Below are 20,031 nucleotides of genomic sequence, written 5' to 3'. Positions count from 1 at the left end.
CGTTGCTGTTTTTACGCTTGCGGTTCTACTGGTGGGATGGCGGGCGCAGGTTTGACTTCTTCAGTGGCCTGACGCGCTTCCAGCTCGCTCAAACGTTGCTCCAGCAGCGCCAGCTTTTCACGGGTGCGTAGCAGTACCTGGGTCTGAACATCAAACTCTTCGCGGCTCACCAGATCGAGACGCGTCAGCTGAGATTGCAGCGTTTGACGGATTTTCTTCTCGACATCTTCCCCGAACTCCCGGATCCCTTTCGGCATCGACTCGTGAACCTGGCGAGCGATCTGCTCAATTTTTTTCGGGTCAATCATAGTGGTTTCCCTGAACTGGTAAGTGTTAACGCTCATTGTAGTGCGATCTGCGTAAGGCATAAACCAGAATTGTGTGATGTTAATGCGGGTAAAGGCGTTGATGAAGGTAATCAATAGGGTTATAGTTAATCCGCTTATTCTCAGGGCGGGGCGAAATTCCCCACCGGCGGTAAATCAACTCAGGTTGAAAGCCCGCGAGCGCTTTGGGTGCAAACCTAAAGGTCAGCAGATCCGGTGTAATTCCGGGGCCGACGGTTAGAGTCCGGATGGGAGAGAGTAACGATCCAGTCGGGCATGGACCCGCTCACGTTATTTTTTTGCCGCTTGTCGGTACTCCTAAGACTGCCCTGATTCTGGTAACCATAATTTTAGTGAGGTTTTTTTACCATGAATCAGACGCTACTTTCCTCTTTTGGTACGCCTTTTGAACGTGTCGAACACGCTCTGTCTGCGCTGCGCGAAGGCCGCGGTGTGATGGTGCTGGATGACGAAGATCGTGAAAACGAAGGCGATATGATTTTCCCGGCAGAAACCATGACCGTTGAGCAGATGGCACTGACCATCCGTCACGGTAGCGGTATTGTCTGCCTGTGCATCACCGAAGATCGTCGTAAACAACTCGATCTGCCGATGATGGTGGAAAATAACACCAGCGCTTATGGCACCGGTTTTACCGTGACTATTGAAGCGGCGGTAGGTGTTACAACCGGCGTTTCCGCAGCCGATCGCGTGACCACCGTTCGTGCGGCGATCGCCGATGGCGCAAAACCTTCCGATCTGAACCGTCCGGGACACGTTTTCCCATTGCGCGCTCAGCCGGGCGGCGTATTGACCCGCGGTGGCCACACCGAAGCGACCATCGATCTGGTGACGCTGGCGGGCTTCAAACCGGCGGGTGTCCTGTGTGAACTGACCAATGATGATGGCAGCATGGCGCGTGCGCCGGAGTGCATCGACTTTGCAGGCAAACACAATATGGCTGTTGTGACGATCGAAGACCTGGTGGCTTACCGACAGGCGCACGAACGTAAAGCCAGCTAACTCTGCCTTGCCGGATACTGGTGCAAGCACCTTATCCGGCAAATTTCGCTTTTTCAAACATCCTGTCGGTTAATAAACATCCAATCTTTTTCTCTATGATCGAAATCATCTTTTCGATTTCATACTATGCCAGTATATAATCCTACCTACTTATAGGTATGTTAAATTTTAACGCTAAATATCTGTTAATGTTAAATTTTAAGGGTAAAAGGATGTTTATTGCCTGGTACTGGATTGTATTAATTGTTCTGGTGGTCGTGGGATATGTTTGCCACATGAAACGCTACTGTAAGGCGTTTCGGCAGGATCGTGATGCGCTAATGGAAATCCGCAATAAATTACTTCGTCGTGATGATGAAGAACGCGTCATGACTAAAGAGCAGGAATAACCGCTTCCTGCCCTCTCTGTTACCCGATCCCCATCGTCTGAAGTATGACCAGACTCAGCCCCATCACCGACATTCCGCACAGAACGCCATAGCTGGGGTTGTTGTTGGGATCGATCTCTTTTGCCAGCGGCATCAGTTCATCCACCGACAGCGCAACCATAATGCCGGCGACTGCGGCCATAATCGCCGCCATAACGACAGGTGACACCAGGCTGCCAAGAATTAACCACGCCAGCACGCCGCCCAATATTTCCGCCATTCCGGAAATGCCCGCCCAGAAAATCGCGGTACGTTTAGAACCAGTGGCCGCATAGACCGGCCCGGCGACTGCCAGACCTTCCGGAATATTATGCAGGGCAACCGCCAGCGCGACGCCGAATCCTAACTCCAGGTTACTGCTGGCGGTGACGTAGGTGGCAATTCCTTCCGGGAAGTTGTGCAGACTGATCCCCAGCGTCAGCAGGATGGCGGTACGTTTAATCGAGCCAGGAATCGGCTGCGTTCTTTTTTGCATCAGATCCTGCGGGTGGGCATGTGGAAGCAGACGATCCAAACCAAAATAACCCAGCAGGCCGATGATAAACATGCCGTAGCCCAGAACTGGCGGCATTCCCTTTGTACCCAGCGCGGCGGGCAGCATCTCCATCAAAGAGATCAGCAGCATGATCCCGGCGGCAAATCCGAGCGAAAACGCCAGCAGGCGATTAGAGGGCTTTTGCCCCAGTACGCCAAGAAACGCGCCAATGAACGTGGCGGCCCCCGCCAGTAAGGTCAGAATTAAAGGTACTGACATCAATGACTCCTTATACATCTCGCTGACCTTCAAAATAACTGATGTTCATCATCATGGTTATCAGAGTTCTTCATTCATCGAAAGAGGGTATTGTAAGACCATCAAAATGACTCCCTGAGTAAGGATATCATCATGTCTTCAATTCGTATGCCAGCATTGTTTTTGGGACACGGCAGTCCGATGAACGTTCTGGAAGATAACCTGTATACCCGCGCCTGGCAGCAGCTTGGGGAGACACTGCCGCGTCCGAAAGCGATTGTGGTGGTGTCTGCCCACTGGTACACCCGAGGTACCGGCGTCACCGCGATGGAAGCGCCTAAGACCATTCATGATTTCGGCGGTTTCCCGCAGGCGTTGTACGACACGCATTACCCGGCGCCCGGCTCACCTGAACTGGCGCAGCACCTGGTTGATTTGCTTGCACCGGTGCCGGTTGCGCTCGACAAAGAAGCCTGGGGCTTTGACCACGGTTCCTGGGGGGTGCTGATAAAGATGTACCCGAATGCCGATATCCCCATGGTGCAGTTGAGCATTGATAGCACCAAACCGGCGGCCTGGCATTTTGAAATCGGGCGTAAACTGGCGGCGCTGCGTGATGAAGGCATCATGCTGGTGGCCAGCGGCAACGTAGTGCATAACCTGCGCACGGCGCGCTGGCACGGCGATAATAACCCGTATCCGTGGGCGACATCGTTCAATGATTTTGTCAAAGCGAACCTGAGCTGGCAGGGACCGGTTGAGCAGCATCCGTTGGTCAATTATCTCGATCATGAAGGCGGCTCACTGTCGAACCCGACACCGGATCACTATCTGCCGCTGCTGTATGTGCTGGGCGCATGGGATGGTAAAGAACCGATGACGATCCCGGTTGATGGTATCGAGATGGGCAGCCTGAGTATGCTGTCGGTACAGGTGGGATGATTAATGCCGGGTAAGGCGGAGTCGCCACCCGGCGTTCTCAATTACTCGACAAAAATATGCGGGTAGAAGCGGGACAGATCCTGAGTGATCAGCGCTCTGTCTTCGCGAATACCGATCCCGGCAGGCTGATCGTTGATCAACCAGCTACCGATCAGCATATAACTGTCGCCAAATTTCGGCAGTTGATGAAACTGCTGTACGATCATGCCTTCTTCACCGTACGGTCCTTCCACTGCTTCGATCGTTTTACCGTTCTCGATAATGGAGACGTTTGCGCCTTCACGCGAGAAGATCGGTTTCACGACGAATTTTTCCATCTGCGGATAATCGTCTTCGGCGAAATAAGCGGGAAGCAGGTTCGGATGGTTCGGGAACATTTCCCACAGCAGCGGCAACAGCGCCTTGTTGGAGATAATGCTTTTCCAGGCCGGCTCCAGCCAGCGCACGCCAGCGTCTTCCAGCTTAGTGGAAAACATCTCGCGCAGCATAAACTCCCACGGATAGAGTTTGAACAGGTTGGCTATCACCTGATCCTGTAAATCCGTGAACTGACCTTTTTCACCCAGCCCAATATCTTCGATATAGAGGAATTCAGTGGCGATCTCCGCTTCCGCTGCACAATCCTGCAGATACTGAATGGTGCCGCGATCTTCAACCGTATCACGACAGCAGGTCAGATGCAGAAGCTGGAAGCCGTACTGCTCACGCAGCTCGGCGAAGCGCTCGATGAGCTTTTCCTGCAGGCTGTTAAACTGGTCGCTGCCTTCCGGCAGATTGCCCGCATTGATCTGATCTTCAAGCCAGATCCACTGGAAAAACGCCGCTTCGTACAGCGAGGTCGGAGTATCGGCGTTGTTCTCCAACAGCTTCGGTTCGCCAGAGCCATCCCACGCCAGATCAAGACGCGAGTAAAGCGACGGCTGGTTTGTCTGCCAGGACTGACGAACAAAGCCCCAGGTGTGCTTAGGAATACGGAATTTGGTCATTAGTTCGTCGCTGGCGATCACTTTCTCGACCACCTTGAGACACATCTGGTGCAGCTCAGCGGTCACATCTTCCAGCTTTTCAACCTGGGCCAGCGTGAGTTTGTAATAGGCATCTTCACACCAGTACGGTTCGCCGTACATGGTGTGAAAATTAAAACCGTATTCCGTGGCTTTATCGCGCCAGTCCGGGCGTTCGGTAATACTGACTCTTTCCATGCGTATCAGCCACCCATTGAACGCGTGGAGGTGCCGCTTGCGCTACGCTGCATGGCGCTCTGTTTGGCTACAGATTCACCGAAGCCGCCGCGCGTTACGGTAGAGGTGGTTGCCGGTTTCGGCGCCATGGCGGTTTTAGGAACCGTCATCGTACGACCAGGCTGTGCGGCGCCGTAGTTTTTACCACCCGCATCGGTGTATTTACCGTAAGCCGGGCTGGCCGGGTTTTTCGAGCTGAACAGCGGTTGCTGCGCAAAGCCCGCGCCGCCGCCCATCATGCGGCCCATCATATAACCCGCCATCAGCGGCATCCAGAAACTGCCGCTGGACTGCTGTGCCTGCGCTTCTGGCGCCATGCCTGCCTGAGCAGGGGCTTGCTGACACTGGCCTTCACCGAACTCAGCGATACAATCTTCGCGAGTGGCATATTTTGGCGCGGTACGTTCCGCTTCTTTCAGCGCATTGTTGTATGTGGTGGTACATTCTGCACTTTTACCCGGATTGGCTGCCGAGCAGTCATCCGCATTCTGATACAGCGATACGGTTTCATCGCTTTTCTCACAGCCCGCCAGCATAAACACAGCGGTAACGGCTAACGCCACAGGCGTCAGATGGCGTGCGCTCCAGCTTTTGCGGAACGAGGCGTGATGGATGGATTTTGTCCGTTTCATTTTCGTCTTTCCTGGACCCAGTGGTTATTACTGCTCAGGATAGAGGATGAGTGGTTGAAAATGAAGCGAGAAGAGGCGGGAATGCGGAACAATGGCGGGATCTTTACGTTGCCTTACGTTCAGACGGGGCCGCAGCCCCGTCATCGCGTTTAATTACGGAACGGATTTTTACCGTTGCTGCTGGAAGAACGTACCGACGCCGGTTGCGTGGCGGGCGCTGTCGCGTTGGCGGCATAGCCGTCAGCGTTCGCGTCCATCTGCGGGGTTTCCGGCGCGACGTGTTCCGGCGAGGTGGAGATCGGTTTGCCCAACGTGTTGTTCAGCGCCACCAGATCCTGCTCGTTCAACGTACCCAGCGCTGACTTGATATTCAGCTGGTTGATCAGGTAGTTATAACGCGCATTCGCCAGTTGCTGCTTGGCGTTGTACAGCGTGGTGGTCGCATCCAATACATCAACGATAGTACGTGTACCCACGGAGTATCCTGCTTCCATCGCGTCTAATGAGCTCTGGGCGGAAACCACCGCTTGTTTGTACGCGTTAATGCTGCTGATTGACGCATTGATATTGTTGAAGGAAGAACGTACGGTCTGCACTACGCTACGGTGGGCACTTTCCAGTTGCTCACTGGCGCCAACAAAGTTGTATTGCGCCTGTTTCACCTGCGAGTTCACCATCCCGCCCTGATAAATCGGCAGCGAGAAGCTCAGGCCGACTTTGTTCTGGCCCATGTTGCTGTCGTCATACTGGGAGCCTACCGCGCTGCCGCGGGTTTTCGAACCACTGTAGGAGGTATCAGATACGCCGGTAGAGGCAGTTAAGTCCAGCGTTGGCAGGTGACCATCCTGCGCCTGGCGAATCTGCTCACGTGCCAGATCCTGGCTCAGACGCGCCTGCAACAACGTCAGGTTGCGGTTTTCGGCTTCTTTCAGCAGGGCGTTCACCGCCTGCGGCTTGTCGGTTTTGAAGCTGTCAACGTTCAGCGATGCCAGCTCCGGGTAGTAGTTGCCGGTAACCTGACGCAGTTCTTCAACCGCATTGTCGAGATCGTTACGGGCGGTCACTTCGTTGGCCAGCACGGTATCGTATTGCGAACGGGCGTTTTGCACGTCAGTGATGGCCACCAGACCCACGTTGAAACGCTGGGTGGTTTGATCCAACTGACGATAAATCGCCTCTTTCTGCGCCTGGGTGTAAGAGAGAACGTCAATGGCGTTCAGCACTTTAAAATAGGCGCTCGCGGTGTTGAGGATCAGCGTCTGCTGGTCCGTCTGGAAAGTCACGTCCTGAATACCCGCCGATTTTTCCTGCAGGGTCAGCGCACGCCATTTCGACATATCGAAAAGGGTCTGCGTTAATTGCAAGGACGCGCTGGTGGCATTTGAGTTCACGCCGTTAGCATCGCGGTAGCCGTTGCTGTAGGTGTAATCGGCACCTAAGCCCAGTTGAGGCAGTAAAGGACTACGTGCTTCGTTGATTTTTTCGAATGCAGCATCGCGATCGGCGGCGGATTTACGCAATTCCGGGTTGCTCAGGCGTGCTTGCTGATAAACTTGCATCAGGTTCTCTGCCTGGCTCAGTGTGCTGAACCCCGACAGGCTCAGGCCGATAAGGATGGGGAGCAATTTCTTCATTTGCATTCCTTGTTGTGAAGCAGTATTTAGCGCTGATCAAATTTTAAAAATAATTGCTGATTCTAGCAGAATCCGCCACCGCAAAAAGTTGGCGTTCTGTGCCATCAGGCGTTAATTTGCACCAATTTACCACAAGGTCGATGAAACGGCAGTCAAACGCCCTTGAAATTCACATTTAAATCACTATTGGTACAGGACGGCACAATGCGCAAATCAGGCAACTCGCCAGTAACTTTCGCCAAAAACGATGTAGAAATTATTGCACGAGAAACGCTATATCGCGGTTTTTTTTCGCTGGATCTTTATCGCTTTCGCCACCGTTTGTTCAACGGTGAAATGAGCCAGGAAGTGCGTAGAGAAATTTTTGAGCGCGGCCATGCGGCAGTCTTGCTACCCTTTGACCCTGAGCGGGATGAAGTGGTGTTAGTTGAGCAGGTGCGCATCGCGGCCTATGACACCAGTGAAACGCCGTGGCTACTGGAAATGGTGGCCGGGATGATCGAAGAGGGTGAAAGCGTTGAGGATGTGGCCCGCCGTGAAGCGATGGAAGAGGCCGGCATTGAGGTAAAACGGACGAAACCGGTGCTCAGTTTTCTGGCAAGCCCTGGCGGCACCAGTGAGCGCTCGTCAATTATGGTGGGTGAAGTGGACGCCACGACCGCAAACGGGATTCACGGTCTGGCTGATGAAAACGAAGACATTCGGGTTCATGTGGTAAGCCGGGAGCAGGCTTACCGTTGGGTAGAAGAGGGGAAAATTGATAACGCGGCTTCGGTCATCGCCCTGCAATGGCTGCAACTGCACTATAAAGAGCTAATAAACGAGTGGAAAAAATGAAGCGCTATACACCTGACTTCCCTGAAATGATGCGTCTTTGCGAAACGAACTTTTCGCAACTGCGACGTCTGCTGCCGCGTAATGATGCGCCTGGCGAAACGGTGAGTTACCAGGTGGGCAACGCACAATATCGGATTACGATCGTTGAATCGACCCGATACACCACGCTGGTGACCATCGAGCAGACGGCGCCGACCATCACCTACTGGAGCCTGCCGTCACTGACTGTACGGCTCTACCATGACGCAATGGTCGCCGAAGTGTGTTCAAGTCAGCAGATCTTTCGCTTCAAAGCACGGTATGATTATCCAAATAAAAAGTTGCATCAACGCGACGAAAAGCATCAAATTAATCAGTTTCTGGCCGATTGGCTGCGATACTGCTTAGCACATGGAGCGATGGCGATTCCGGTTTACTAGCGTCGTGAAACCTAAGGACACCATTTGGAAAGCCTGTTAAACCTTTCTCTGGCTGGTGAGGCCAGGGTCAGGATCTTACAAATTACTGATACTCACCTGTTTGCCGAAAAGCACGAAACGCTATTGGGCGTAAACACCTGGGAAAGCTACCAGGCCGTGTTGGATGCCATTCATGCCGAGGGGCAGGAATACGATCTGATCGTGGCGACAGGTGATTTAGCTCAGGATCAAACCGCTGCGGCTTATCAGCATTTTGCTGAAGGCATCGCAAGCTTTCGTGCGCCTTGCGTTTGGTTGCCCGGTAATCATGACTTCCAGCCTGCGATGTATAGCGCATTACAAGAGGCGGGGATCTCCCCTGCAAAATGCGTCATGGTTGGCGAGCAGTGGCAAATTCTGCTGCTGGACAGTCAGGTCTTCGGCGTACCTCACGGTGAACTGAGCGAATTTCAGCTCGAGTGGCTGGAGCGTAAACTTGCTGCGGCCCCTGAGCGTCACACTCTGTTGCTTCTGCATCATCACCCCATGCCTGCGGGATGCAGTTGGCTGGATCAACACAGCCTGCGTAACGCGGCGGAACTGGACAACGTGCTGGTGAATTATCCGCGCGTGAAATATCTGCTTTGCGGGCATATTCATCAGGAACTGGATCTCGACTGGAATGGCCGCCGTCTGCTGGCGACGCCCTCCACCTGCGTTCAGTTCAAACCCCATTGTGCGAACTTTACCCTTGATAGCATCGGCCCTGGCTGGCGTACGCTGGAGCTGTTTGCCGACGGTACGTTGAAAACAGACGTCTGTCGTTTGCAAGGGACTGAGTTCCGACCTGATACCGCTTCTGAAGGCTACTGATGTCTACGCTTCTCTACCTGCACGGCTTCAATAGCTCGCCCCGTTCGGCGAAGGCCTGCCTGCTGAAAAACTGGCTGCACGAACACTATCCTCATGTCGAGATGGTTGTGCCGCAGCTGCCGCCGTATCCGGCCGATGCCGCAGAGATGCTGGAGTCTATCGTACTGGAGCATGGCGGCGAGGCGCTGGGCGTGGTGGGATCATCATTAGGCGGTTATTACGCCACCTGGCTGTCACAGTGCTTTATGCTGCCCGCGGTTGTCGTCAACCCGGCTGTCCGGCCATTTGAACTGTTGACTGACTACCTCGGTCAGAACGAGAACCCCTACACGGGGCAGCAATATGTGCTAGAGTCACGCCATATTTACGATCTTAAAGTCATGCAGATCGACCCGCTGGAAGCGTCGGATTTAATCTGGCTGCTGCAACAGACGGGAGATGAAGTGCTGGACTACCGCCAGGCAGTGGCGTATTACGCCTCATGCCGCCAGACTGTTATTGAAGGTGGAAACCATGCATTCACGGGCTTCGAAGATTATTTCAACCCGATTGTCGATTTCCTTGGACTGCACAGTTGCTGACAATCATTTCGAATTGCTATTAAAACCATGACGCAAACTTATAACGCTGATGCCATTGAGGTACTCACTGGGCTTGAGCCGGTACGCCGTCGCCCAGGGATGTATACCGATACGACCCGCCCTAACCATCTTGGGCAGGAAGTGATTGATAACAGTGTCGATGAAGCACTGGCGGGCCACGCGAAACGCGTGGATGTGATTTTACATGCCGATCAATCTCTGGAAGTTATCGACGACGGTCGCGGCATGCCCGTGGACATTCACCCGGAAGAGGGCGTTCCGGCGGTTGAACTGATCCTCTGTCGGCTGCACGCGGGCGGCAAGTTCTCGAACAAGAACTATCAGTTCTCCGGCGGCCTGCACGGCGTAGGGATCTCCGTGGTCAACGCCCTGTCGAAGCGCGTGGAAGTGAACGTGCGTCGTGATGGTCAGGTGTATAACATTGCGTTTGAGAACGGCGACAAGGTTCAGGATTTGCAGGTTGTTGGCACCTGCGGCAAGCGTAATACCGGCACCAGCGTCCATTTCTGGCCTGACGAAACCTTTTTCGACAGCCCGCGTTTTTCTGTCTCGCGCTTAACGCACGTGCTGAAAGCCAAAGCTGTGCTGTGCCCTGGCGTTGAAATCACCTTTAAAGATGAAGTTAATAACAGCGAACAGCGCTGGTGCTATCAGGATGGCCTGAACGATTATCTGCGCGAAGCGGTAAACGGCCTGCCGACGCTGCCGGAAAAACCGTTCATCGGCAATTTTTCCGGTGACACGGAAACGGTCGACTGGGCGCTGCTGTGGTTGCCGGAAGGCGGCGAACTGCTGACCGAAAGCTACGTGAACCTGATCCCGACCATGCAGGGCGGGACGCACGTCAATGGTCTGCGTCAGGGGCTGCTCGACGCGATGCGTGAGTTCTGCGAATACCGCAACATTCTGCCGCGCGGCGTGAAGCTCTCAGCGGAAGATATCTGGGATCGCTGCGCCTACGTGCTGTCGGTGAAAATGCAGGATCCACAGTTTGCCGGACAGACCAAAGAACGTTTGTCGTCGCGTCAGTGTGCAGCGTTCGTCTCTGGTGTGGTGAAAGATGCCTTCAGCCTGTGGCTGAACCAGAACGTCCAGTCAGCCGAGCAGTTAGCGGAGATGGTGATCTCCAGCGCTCAGCGCCGACTGCGCGCGGCGAAAAAAGTGGTGCGTAAAAAGCTGACCAGCGGTCCGGCGCTGCCGGGAAAACTGGCGGACTGTACCGCGCAGGATCTGAATCGTACCGAACTGTTCCTGGTGGAAGGGGACTCGGCGGGCGGCTCCGCCAAGCAGGCGCGCGATCGTGAATATCAGGCGATCATGCCGCTGAAGGGTAAGATCCTGAACACCTGGGAAGTCTCTTCTGATGAAGTACTGGCCTCACAGGAAGTGCACGATATTTCTGTCGCGATCGGCATCGATCCGGACAGCGACGATCTGAGCCAGTTACGTTACGGTAAGATCTGTATCCTGGCGGATGCGGACTCCGATGGTCTGCACATCGCCACGCTACTGTGCGCGCTGTTTGTGAAGCATTTCCGCACGCTGGTGAAACACGGACACGTCTACGTCGCGCTACCGCCGTTGTACCGAATTGACCTCGGCAAAGAGGTTTATTACGCGCTGACGGAAGAAGAGAAAGCGGGCGTACTGGAACAGTTGAAGCGCAAGAAAGGCAAGCCAAACGTACAGCGCTTTAAAGGACTGGGTGAAATGAACCCGATGCAGTTGCGTGAAACCACGCTGGATCCCAACACGCGTCGTCTGGTCCAGCTCGTCATTGATGATGAGGACGATCAGCGCACTAACGCCATGATGGATATGCTGCTGGCGAAGAAACGCTCTGAAGATCGCCGTAACTGGTTGCAGGAAAAAGGCGACCTCGCAGATATCGACGGGTAATTATACGTTTCATTGTTAATAAAAAGGGTAAGCCATCATGGCTTACCCTTTTGCTTTCAGGATATCTGATTGATCTTGCCAGAGAGGTCTATTAGGCTCAATCGAGGCGAGAACGCGGATTGACGTTATGGCACTGACCGGGGATGGACGCCAAAAATACATAATAAGGAAACAGGATGAACAACACACATCTGTCTAAGAGCGTCGACGCCCTTAAACCCTCCGCTATCAGGGAATTACTCAAACATAGCAAAATGCCTGGCGTGATATCGCTGGGCGGCGGCATCCCCAGCCCGGAACTGTTTGATAATACAGGGCTGGAAATGGCCACGCGTAACATGATGGAAAACCAGTTTCTGGATGCGTTCCAGTACGGTCTGAGTGAAGGTTTTCCGCCTCTGCGGGAAGCGATCGCTCAGTTGTGTCAGAAGCGAGGCATTCAGACCGCGTCCGACGCCATTCTGGTGACCAATGGGTCCCAGCAGTCGCTGGATATTCTGGTGAGAACGCTGATCAATCCGGGCGACAAAGTGGTCGTCGAACGTCCGACCTATCTTGCCGCCTTGCAGGTGCTGCAACTGTCTCAGGCGGATATTCTGTCTGTTGGTACCGATAAAGACGGCATGATCGTAGACGATCTGGAAGTTTTGCTGCAGAACAACACGATCAAGTTTGTGTACATCGTGCCGACGTTCGGTAACCCGGGTGGCGTGGTTCTTAGTGATTCCCGTCGTCAGAAGTTGGTTCAACTGGCGAAACAGCATGACTTTGCCATCATCGAAGACGATCCCTACGGTGAAATCAATTTCACCAGCGAGACCTATAAAACGCTGTTCCAGCATGCCCGAGAGAGCGGATGCCTGAGCAGGTGATTTATACCTCGACTTTTTCCAAGATTCTGGCTCCAGGCCTGCGTGTGGGTTGGGTGGTACTGCCGGAATGGATCAGACAAAAAGCGACCATCGTTAAACAGGCGACCGATCTGCATACCAGCGCGCATTCGCAGGCAATGGCCGCCAGCTATTTGACGTTAGGTCGTCTGGACGATCAAATTCAGCTCATTCGTCAGGCGTACCGTGAGAAGTGCTATTTGCTGGCGGACGCGATTCGCAGTGAACTGGGCGAGCATATCTCATTCCATATGCCGCAGGGTGGGATGTTCCTGTGGGGGACGTTCCGTGATGATTTTGATACCACGGCATGGCTTTCCCGCACACTGCAGGAAAAAGTGGTATTCGTGCCGGGAGAGTTCTTCTTCTGTGATAAGCCGGACAAACGGACGCTACGGATGTCTTTTGCGACGCCAACGGCGGATGAGCTTGAAGAAGCGGTACGGAGATTGAAAAAAGCGTTGCCCTGAGGTCGCTGTTGCCGGGTCTGACACTAATGGCTGACCCGGCGCAACGCGGTATGTTTAAATACCGGATTCCAGAATACGAATATTCATCTCCAGCACATCGCCTTTAACGGCTTCGCTGTAGGCTTTCATATGCGGGGTTTGCAGGTGCGCTTCAAGATGCGCGATGCTTTCCCACTGCTCAATCATCACGATTGAATCAGGCGCCATGGTCTGAAAACTCACGTTTGCCGCATGATCTACCATCGGCGCGTAGCCGTGGCAGCCTTCTTCTTTCAGTACGGTTGGAACAATTTTCGCAAACTGATCGAGGACGGCCTGACGGTGATGTTGTCCCGGACGGGTGCGGATTTCAGCAATAACTGTAAGCATGGTTAACTCCTTCTAATTCCAGGTTACCAGTTAACCAAAAATCGCCTGCAGATGCTCGCGATATTCTGCAACAGAACGTGGTACATCCGGCATTTTAATGACGTCATTGGTAATAAAGGTCGGCAGCGCTTCCATTCCAAGGAATTGATTCGCCTTATGGAACGGCAGATAAACGCCATCAACGCCCACGCCGTGGAAAAACTGATCTTTATCGGTGAAGGCTTCCATCGGTGCGTTCCAGGTCAGAGAAAGCATGTATTTTTTCCCCTGAATCAGACCGCCGGAGCCGTATTTCTTCGAAGCATCTGAGCGGGTACGACCATCGCTGGCATACAGTGTACCGTGGCCTTCGGTGAACACGTCATCAATGTATTTTTTCACGGTCCACGGCGCACCCATCCACCAGCCTGGCATTTGCCAGATAACCACGTCCGCCCAGACGAAGTTCTGCACTTCTTCTTTTACGTCGTAATCGCTGTCAGCGCGGACGATTTTGACGCTATGCCCGAGGTCGCGTAGCGTGCCGTCAGAGACTTCCGTCAGGGTGTCGTTCAATTGGCCGTTGGAGTGTGCGAATTTTTTCGCGCCGTTGATAATCAGGATGTTGCTCATTATTAATCCTCTGAAATGCGTTTGAGGCTAATTTTACGTCAACAGCCGGTAGGGTGAAATTAGCAAAATGTGCAAAGTCTTTTGCATCTGGCGCAATAATCGACGATTACCACTTCACTGTCGCGATAAAACCCCCGTCTGGCGCATTGTCAAACGACACTGTCATTGTGTGCAGGGCTGCAATGCGACGGACAATCGACAGGCCCAGCCCGCTGCCGGTAACCTGCTGTCCGGGCGGGCGATAAAAGCGTTCGCCAATGTGAGGCAGGACTTCTGCCGTGACGCCGGGGCCGTTGTCTCTGACCGTAAACTGCCGGGCGTCAAGCGTGACATCCACCTCGCTACCTTTGGGGCTGTAGCGGATGGCGTTATCCAGCAGATTGCGCACCAGCAAACTGAGCAGTAGCGGTTGCCCGGTGTGCGTCACATTATGAGCGTTGATCTGCAAACGCACATCAATCTGCGCCTGCTGCGCGGGTTGCCAGATGTCCATTACCGCAGACTGAAGCACTTCCTCAAGAGAGAGCGTGGCGACGTCCTGCAGGTTATCCAGCGAGTCGAGACGGGAAAGCGTCAGCAACTGGTCGACCAGACGCGTGGCACGATCGATGCCCGTATGGAGTTGCATCAGCGCTTTATCGCGTGCCTGCGGATCATCATCAGAAAGCTGCGCCACCTCCGTCTGGACTTTTAGCGCCGTTAACGGACTACGCAGTTCGTGGGCGGCGTCTGAGGTAAAGCGCCGTTCGCGCACCATCATCTTATGGGTACGGGTAAAAAGCTGGTTGAGCGATTCGACCAGCGGGCGCACTTCACTCGGGACGCCGTGTGAGCTGAGCGGCTCGCTGGATTCCGGATCGCGCAGACGCAACGCCTGCGCCAGCTTTTTAAGCGGCATGAGCTCCCGATGCAGCAGCATAATCAACAACAGCAGCATCAGCGGCAGGGCGATAAGCCAGGGAACCAGTTGCGCCGTCACAATCGCCAGCGCCATATCTTCACGGTATTCCCACTCCTGACCGACCACGATGCGGTACTTACCATCGGAGGAAGTCAGCCAGATAAAACGCCATTTATCGTCATCGCCATTTAACTTGCCGTCATCAAAGCCTTCCCGGCGGTAGCTATAGGGGATGTTCTGACCATTATCGCCGTCGTGCAGCACCATCTTGCCGTCCGTGGTGTAGACGGCAAAGGTCAGCGCATCATCATCAACATGACCGTGCTTGAATTTCTTTGGCGTATGCGCCATCCGTTCGGTGGCGTGCAGTTCATTGATATCGAGCGTAACCAGGCGTTTGGCGAAGAGCATCAACTGGGTATCAAACAGTTCATCAACGTTATCCGTTGTTTTTTTCCAGGCGACAAAACTCGATGCCGCCCAGGTAATGGCTGACAGAATCAGAAAAATAAGGGTAAGCCTGACGCGCAGGCTGAGTCGCTGGGTCACGATGATACCTCGCCAAGCGTATAGCCGATGCCGTGAACGGTGCGAATGAAATCGCTGCCCAGTTTGCGCCGCAGATGGTGGACGTGCACTTCAACGGCATTGCTGGTGACCTCTTCGTCCCAGTTATACAGCTTCTCTTCAATGAGCTTGCGCGGCAGCACGCGACCTTTATTACGCATCAGCAATTCCAGAAGCGCGAACTCTTTTGGCTTGAGTATCAATGGCTCACCCGCCAGCGTCGCGACCCGATCGCCGGGACGTAAGCTCACTCGCCCATGGCGTAATTCACTGCTGGCCTGACCGCTGGCGCGACGCATCAGCGCCTCCAGTCTGGCGGCGACTTCTATCAGTGCAAAGGGTTTACACAGATAATCATCGGCCCCGAGTCGAAGCCCTTCGACGCGTTCGGCCAGCGCATCGCGTGCGGTGAGGATCAGCACCGGCTCGCGCTTTCCCTGTTCGCGCCAGTCGCGCAGAATATCGCGCCCGTCCATTCCCGGCAGCGTGAGATCGAGGATCACCGCGTCGTAAGGCGCGCTGTAGAGCGCTTCTTTTCCCTGACGACCTTCGGTAAACCAGTCGACGCTAAAGCCCATTTTACTCAGCCCGGTTTTAATGCCGTCACCAATCAACGCATCATCTTCAACCAGTAAAATTCGCATATTTTCATCCCTGCACCCGCTGTGATAAAGGCAAGTAAACCGCGATGTTGCACGTGATGTACAGCAAAAAAGAGACTTTTTTTGCCTTAAGAACTTGTTAAGGATTACCGTATTTAATGGATGTGAAATGACATCAAAGGGAGAAATGATCATGAAAAAACTGGCTGCAATTGTTGCCGTCATGGCGCTCTGCTCCGCACCGGTTCTGGCCGCGCAGCAGGGTGGTTTTTCTGGCCCGTCCGCGACGCAAACGCAGAGCGGCGGCTTCCAGGGGCCTAACGGTAGTAGCACGACGGTAGAAAGTGCGAAATCCTTGCGTGATGACACTTGGGTGACGCTGCGCGGCAACATCGTTGAACGTATTTCCGATGACCTCTATCTGTTTAAAGATGCGACAGGCACCATCAATGTCGATATCGACCACAAACGCTGGAATGGCGTGACGGTTACCCCGCAGGATACCGTTGAAATTCAGGGTGAAGTGGATAAAGACTGGAATTCCGTTGAAATTGACGTGAAGCAAATCAGTAAAGTCAGCAAATAATCCCTGTCAGGGCCGCGTTCGCGGCCCTTTTCTTTGTGACTCAACGCGTCAGATAAGGTAGTATCTGCGGCAATATTGCCTGAAAAGATACCGGGTATCTGGCGGGCTTACAGTTGAGGAATCACGATTAATGAGCGATATGGCAGAGCGCCTTGCGCTGCATGAATTCACGGAAAACGCCTATCTGAATTACTCCATGTACGTCATCATGGACAGGGCGTTGCCGTTTATTGGTGATGGTCTGAAACCCGTTCAGCGCCGCATCGTCTATGCGATGTCAGAGCTGGGGCTGAATGCCAGCGCCAAATTTAAAAAATCCGCCCGTACCGTCGGCGACGTGTTGGGTAAATATCACCCGCACGGAGACAGCGCCTGCTATGAGGCCATGGTGCTGATGGCGCAGCCGTTCTCTTACCGTTATCCGCTGGTTGATGGCCAGGGGAACTGGGGGGCGCCGGACGATCCGAAATCCTTCGCGGCGATGCGTTATACCGAATCCCGCCTGTCCAGATACGCCGAACTGCTGCTGAGTGAACTCGGCCAGGGAACCGCTGACTGGGTGCCAAACTTCGACGGAACAATGCAGGAGCCGAAAATGCTGCCTGCGCGTCTGCCGAACATCCTGCTTAACGGTACAACCGGTATCGCGGTCGGCATGGCGACCGATATTCCGCCGCACAACCTGCGTGAAGTGGCAAAAGCCGCGATCACCCTGATTGAGCAGCCGAAAACCACGTTGGACGAGCTGCTGGATATTGTCCACGGCCCAGACTACCCGACCGAAGCGGAAATCATTACCCCGCGCGCCGAGATTCGTAAAATTTATGAAAACGGGCGCGGCTCTGTGCGCATGCGCGCGGTGTGGAAGAAAGAAGACGGCGCGGTGGTAATTACCGCGCTGCCGCACCAGGTTTCCGGCGCGCGCGTGCTGGAGCAAATCGCCGCCCAGATGCGCAATAAAAAGCTGCCGATGGTAGACGATTTGCGCGATGAGTCAGACCACGAAAACCCGACCCGTCTGGTGGTGGTGCCGCGTTCCAATCGCGTGGACATGGAACAGGTGATGAACCACCTGTTTGCCACCACCGATCTGGAAAAGAGCTATCGCATTAACCTTAATATGATCGGTCTTGACGGGCGTCCGGCGGTGAAAAACCTGCTGGAGATCCTCACCGAATGGCTGGCGTTCCGTCGCGATACCGTGCGTCGTCGCCTGAACTATCGCCTCGAGAAAGTCCTCAAACGCCTGCATATCCTGGAAGGTTTGCTGGTGGCGTTTCTCAATATTGACGAAGTCATTGAGATCATCCGTACGGAAGATGAGCCGAAACCCGCGCTGATGTCGCGTTTTGGTATTACCGAAACGCAGGCCGAAGCGATCCTCGAACTGAAATTGCGTCATCTCGCCAAACTGGAAGAGATGAAGATTCGCGGTGAGCAGGATGAACTGGCGAAAGAACGCGATCAGCTACAGGCGATCCTCGCGTCTGAACGCAAAATGAATACCCTGCTGAAGAAAGAACTTCAGGCCGATGCCGACGCCTATGGTGACGATCGTCGTTCACCGCTTCGCGAGCGCGAAGAAGCGAAAGCAATGAGCGAACACGACATGCTGCCGTCTGAGCCTGTGACGATCGTGTTGTCGCAGATGGGCTGGGTGCGTAGCGCCAAAGGTCATGACATCGACGCACAGGGACTGAACTACAAAGCGGGCGACAGCTTTAAATCCGCTGTGAAAGGGAAGAGCAACCAGCCAGTGGTGTTTATCGATACCACCGGACGTAGTTATGCCATTGATCCGATCACGCTGCCGTCGGCGCGCGGTCAGGGCGAACCGTTGACCGGCAAACTGACGCTGCCGCCAGGCGCGACCGTTGAGCACATGCTGATGGAAGGCGATGAGCAGAAACTGCTGATGGCATCCGATGCGGGTTACGGTTTTGTCTGTACGTTCAACGATCTGGTGGCGCGCAACCGTGCCGGTAAGACACTCATCACGCTGCCGGAAAACGCCCGCGTGATGCCGCCGGTGGTGATTGAAGATGAAACGGATATGCTGCTGGCGATAACGACGGCCGGACGTATGCTGATGTTCCCGGTCAGCGATCTGCCGCAGTTGTCGAAAGGCAAAGGGAATAAGATCATCAACATTCCGTCTGCGGATGCGGCGCGTGGTGACGATGCGCTGGCGCTACTGTATGTTCTGCCGCCGCAAAGTACGCTGACGATTCACGTCGGGAAACGCAAAATCAAGCTGCGCCCTGAGGAATTGCAGAAAGTGACCGGCGAGCGCGGCCGTCGCGGGACGTTGATGCGCGGTTTGCAACGCATCGATCGCATCGACATTGATTCGCCGCGTCGTGCCAGCAGTGGCGACAGCGAAGAGTAAAATGCTGTTAAACGCCTGAAGGCATAAGTAGGCCTGATAAGAGGCAACGCGCCGCCATCAGGCAACACTATCGTGCCGGATGGCGGCGTTAATACCTTATCCGGCCTGCGGTTGTAACGATACCGCCAAGCCGGATGACAGTAAAATTTCCCGTAAAACCGTTGTTTATTCGTGAGTCGCGATTAACAATACAGTTTTCCAGAGAGCCACATTAACAATACCCTAACCTGATAGCAGGTGACGTAGAATCCCGGGCTCTTAGGCCTTCAGAGGTTGTTATGCTATTTATTTTTCGACTTATTATTACCGTTATCTATTCCATTCTGGTTTGTGTTTTCGGTTCTCTTTACTGCCTGCTCAGCCCGCGTAACCCAAAACACGTCGCGACCTTCGGGCATATGTTTGGTCGCCTGGCGCCGCTGTTCGGCCTGAAGGTAGAGTGCCGTAAACCCGCGGATGCGGAAAGCTACGGCAACGCTATCTATATCGCTAACCATCAGAATAACTACGATATGGTGACCGCCGCGAATATCGTGCAGCCGCCCACCGTGACCGTCGGGAAGAAGAGCCTGTTGTGGATCCCGTTTTTTGGTCAGCTTTACTGGTTGACAGGGAACCTGCTGATCGACCGTAATAACCGCGCAAAAGCGCACGGCACGATTGCTGAAGTGGTGAATCATTTTAAAAAGCGTCGTATCTCCATCTGGATGTTTCCGGAAGGCACCCGCAGCCGGGGTCGTGGCCTGCTGCCGTTTAAAACCGGGGCGTTTCATGCCGCGATTGCGGCCGGCGTCCCGATTATTCCGGTGTGCGTTTCCAATACCTCGAATAAAATTAATCTGAATCGCCTGAAGAATGGTCTGGTGATTGTGGAGATGCTGCCGCCGGTGGATATCAGTCAGTATGGCAAAGATCAGGTTCGTGAACTGGCCGCGCACTGCCGCTCGTTGATGGAACAAAAGATCGCTGAACTGGATAAAGAAGTCGCCGAGCGCGAAGCCGCCGGAAAAGTGTGATTCAGCGATAAATGCTTACTCATTCGTGCTGCAAGCCAACGCGCATGCAGCCTGGAGTATG

At 54.1% G+C, this 20,031-nt stretch carries 20 protein-coding genes, 1 pseudogene and 1 riboswitch; of the genes and pseudogenes, 12 read left to right on the top strand and 9 right to left on the bottom strand.

The window, feature by feature from the left end; translation table 11 throughout:
* Nucleotides 1–11: 11 nt before the first annotated feature.
* Complete coding sequence (gene ubiK, locus AOY24_RS18425) at nucleotides 12–308, bottom strand: ubiquinone biosynthesis accessory factor UbiK (RefSeq protein ID WP_042324283.1); 297 nt, start codon at nucleotides 306–308, stop codon at nucleotides 12–14.
* Between the two features lie 132 nt (nucleotides 309–440).
* Nucleotides 441–590, top strand: a riboswitch (FMN riboswitch).
* A gap of 105 nt (nucleotides 591–695) precedes the next feature.
* Here ubiK and ribB point away from each other — a divergent pair.
* Nucleotides 696–1,349, top strand: a complete 654-nt coding sequence (ribB, locus tag AOY24_RS18415) for a 3,4-dihydroxy-2-butanone-4-phosphate synthase (RefSeq protein WP_042998177.1) — start codon at nucleotides 696–698, stop codon at nucleotides 1,347–1,349.
* A gap of 212 nt (nucleotides 1,350–1,561) precedes the next feature.
* Nucleotides 1,562–1,738 carry a hypothetical protein gene (locus AOY24_RS25215; protein WP_042998176.1) on the top strand — a complete coding sequence of 59 codons (177 nt, stop codon included), beginning with the start codon at nucleotides 1,562–1,564 and terminating at the stop codon, nucleotides 1,736–1,738.
* Between the two features lie 19 nt (nucleotides 1,739–1,757).
* On the opposite strand, the gene zupT is transcribed toward AOY24_RS25215, so the two are convergent.
* Complete coding sequence (zupT, locus tag AOY24_RS18410; protein ID WP_042998175.1) at nucleotides 1,758–2,531, bottom strand: zinc transporter ZupT; 774 nt, start codon at nucleotides 2,529–2,531, stop codon at nucleotides 1,758–1,760.
* 132 nt (nucleotides 2,532–2,663) lie between these two features.
* On the opposite strand from zupT, the gene ygiD reads away from it, so the two are divergent.
* Entirely contained in the window at nucleotides 2,664–3,452 is a 789-nt protein-coding gene (ygiD, locus tag AOY24_RS18405) for a 4,5-DOPA dioxygenase extradiol (protein ID WP_042998174.1), read from the top strand.
* Nucleotides 3,453–3,493: 41 nt separating this feature from the next.
* Here the strand turns inward: ygiD and AOY24_RS18400 are convergent, their stop codons facing one another.
* The 3 genes from AOY24_RS18400 to tolC all read right to left on the bottom strand — a co-directional run bounded on the left by AOY24_RS18400 (nucleotide 3,494) and on the right by tolC (nucleotide 6,959).
* Nucleotides 3,494–4,654: a glutathionylspermidine synthase family protein gene (locus tag AOY24_RS18400; RefSeq protein ID WP_042998173.1), complete on the bottom strand. Its 1,161-nt coding sequence runs from the start codon at nucleotides 4,652–4,654 to the stop codon at nucleotides 3,494–3,496.
* A 5-nt stretch (nucleotides 4,655–4,659) separates the two neighbouring features.
* The gene (locus AOY24_RS18395; protein WP_042998172.1) at nucleotides 4,660–5,325 is read right to left on the bottom strand and encodes a DUF1190 family protein; all 666 of its coding nucleotides are present in this window, start codon (nucleotides 5,323–5,325) and stop codon (nucleotides 4,660–4,662) included.
* Nucleotides 5,326–5,474: 149 nt separating this feature from the next.
* Complete coding sequence (tolC, locus tag AOY24_RS18390; RefSeq protein WP_042998171.1) at nucleotides 5,475–6,959, bottom strand: outer membrane channel protein TolC; 1,485 nt, start codon at nucleotides 6,957–6,959, stop codon at nucleotides 5,475–5,477.
* A gap of 204 nt (nucleotides 6,960–7,163) precedes the next feature.
* Between tolC and nudF the strand changes: the two genes are divergently transcribed.
* The 6 genes and pseudogenes from nudF (at nucleotide 7,164) to AOY24_RS18360 (ending at nucleotide 12,928) form a co-directional block, all read left to right on the top strand.
* A complete protein-coding gene (nudF, locus tag AOY24_RS18385) occupies nucleotides 7,164–7,796 on the top strand; it encodes an ADP-ribose diphosphatase (protein WP_042998170.1) in 633 nt (210 codons plus the stop codon).
* Nucleotides 7,793–8,215, top strand: a complete 423-nt coding sequence (locus AOY24_RS18380; RefSeq protein ID WP_042998169.1) for a DUF1249 family protein — start codon at nucleotides 7,793–7,795, stop codon at nucleotides 8,213–8,215. Before nudF ends, AOY24_RS18380 begins: the two co-directional genes overlap by 4 nt.
* A gap of 24 nt (nucleotides 8,216–8,239) precedes the next feature.
* Nucleotides 8,240–9,067 (top strand): 3',5'-cyclic-AMP phosphodiesterase, encoded by an 828-nt coding sequence (gene cpdA / locus AOY24_RS18375; protein WP_042998168.1) that lies wholly within the window; start codon nucleotides 8,240–8,242, stop codon nucleotides 9,065–9,067.
* Nucleotides 9,067–9,648 (top strand): esterase YqiA, encoded by a 582-nt coding sequence (gene yqiA, locus AOY24_RS18370; protein WP_042998167.1) that lies wholly within the window; start codon nucleotides 9,067–9,069, stop codon nucleotides 9,646–9,648. Before cpdA ends, yqiA begins: the two co-directional genes overlap by 1 nt.
* Before the next feature lie 27 nt (nucleotides 9,649–9,675).
* Complete coding sequence (gene parE, locus AOY24_RS18365; RefSeq protein ID WP_042998166.1) at nucleotides 9,676–11,568, top strand: DNA topoisomerase IV subunit B; 1,893 nt, start codon at nucleotides 9,676–9,678, stop codon at nucleotides 11,566–11,568.
* Between the two features lie 176 nt (nucleotides 11,569–11,744).
* Nucleotides 11,745–12,928 (top strand): annotated as a pseudogene (locus AOY24_RS18360) (PLP-dependent aminotransferase family protein).
* A 54-nt stretch (nucleotides 12,929–12,982) separates the two neighbouring features.
* Here the strand turns inward: AOY24_RS18360 and AOY24_RS18355 are convergent.
* The 4 genes from AOY24_RS18355 to qseB all read right to left on the bottom strand — a co-directional run bounded on the left by AOY24_RS18355 (nucleotide 12,983) and on the right by qseB (nucleotide 16,021).
* Nucleotides 12,983–13,297, bottom strand: coding sequence for a putative quinol monooxygenase (locus tag AOY24_RS18355; protein WP_042998164.1), 315 nt, complete (start codon nucleotides 13,295–13,297; stop codon nucleotides 12,983–12,985).
* Nucleotides 13,298–13,327: 30 nt separating this feature from the next.
* Complete coding sequence (locus AOY24_RS18350) at nucleotides 13,328–13,909, bottom strand: NAD(P)H-dependent oxidoreductase (protein WP_054177130.1); 582 nt, start codon at nucleotides 13,907–13,909, stop codon at nucleotides 13,328–13,330.
* A gap of 106 nt (nucleotides 13,910–14,015) precedes the next feature.
* Nucleotides 14,016–15,365: a quorum sensing histidine kinase QseC gene (gene qseC / locus AOY24_RS18345; RefSeq protein WP_054177129.1), complete on the bottom strand. Its 1,350-nt coding sequence runs from the start codon at nucleotides 15,363–15,365 to the stop codon at nucleotides 14,016–14,018.
* Nucleotides 15,356–16,021, bottom strand: coding sequence for a quorum sensing response regulator transcription factor QseB (gene qseB / locus AOY24_RS18340; protein WP_044265600.1), 666 nt, complete (start codon nucleotides 16,019–16,021; stop codon nucleotides 15,356–15,358). Before qseB ends, qseC begins: the two co-directional genes overlap by 10 nt.
* A 151-nt stretch (nucleotides 16,022–16,172) precedes the next feature.
* Here qseB and AOY24_RS18335 point away from each other — a divergent pair, with 151 nt between their 5' ends.
* The 3 genes from AOY24_RS18335 to plsC all read left to right on the top strand — a co-directional run bounded on the left by AOY24_RS18335 (nucleotide 16,173) and on the right by plsC (nucleotide 19,970).
* Nucleotides 16,173–16,565 carry a YgiW/YdeI family stress tolerance OB fold protein gene (locus AOY24_RS18335; RefSeq protein WP_042324346.1) on the top strand — a complete coding sequence of 131 codons (393 nt, stop codon included), beginning with the start codon at nucleotides 16,173–16,175 and terminating at the stop codon, nucleotides 16,563–16,565.
* A gap of 130 nt (nucleotides 16,566–16,695) precedes the next feature.
* Nucleotides 16,696–18,954, top strand: a complete 2,259-nt coding sequence (gene parC / locus AOY24_RS18330; protein WP_044265602.1) for a DNA topoisomerase IV subunit A — start codon at nucleotides 16,696–16,698, stop codon at nucleotides 18,952–18,954.
* A 278-nt stretch (nucleotides 18,955–19,232) separates the two neighbouring features.
* Nucleotides 19,233–19,970, top strand: coding sequence for a 1-acylglycerol-3-phosphate O-acyltransferase (gene plsC, locus AOY24_RS18325; protein ID WP_042998159.1), 738 nt, complete (start codon nucleotides 19,233–19,235; stop codon nucleotides 19,968–19,970).
* The last annotated feature ends 61 nt before the right edge of the window (nucleotides 19,971–20,031 follow it).

This window comes from Citrobacter sp. CtB7.12 (genome assembly GCF_001297795.1).
In the GTDB taxonomy this organism is placed as follows: domain Bacteria; phylum Pseudomonadota; class Gammaproteobacteria; order Enterobacterales; family Enterobacteriaceae; genus Citrobacter_A; species Citrobacter_A amalonaticus.
Note: the sequence above shows the minus strand (reverse complement) of the source record. Positions and strands in the feature narration are given on the sequence as shown.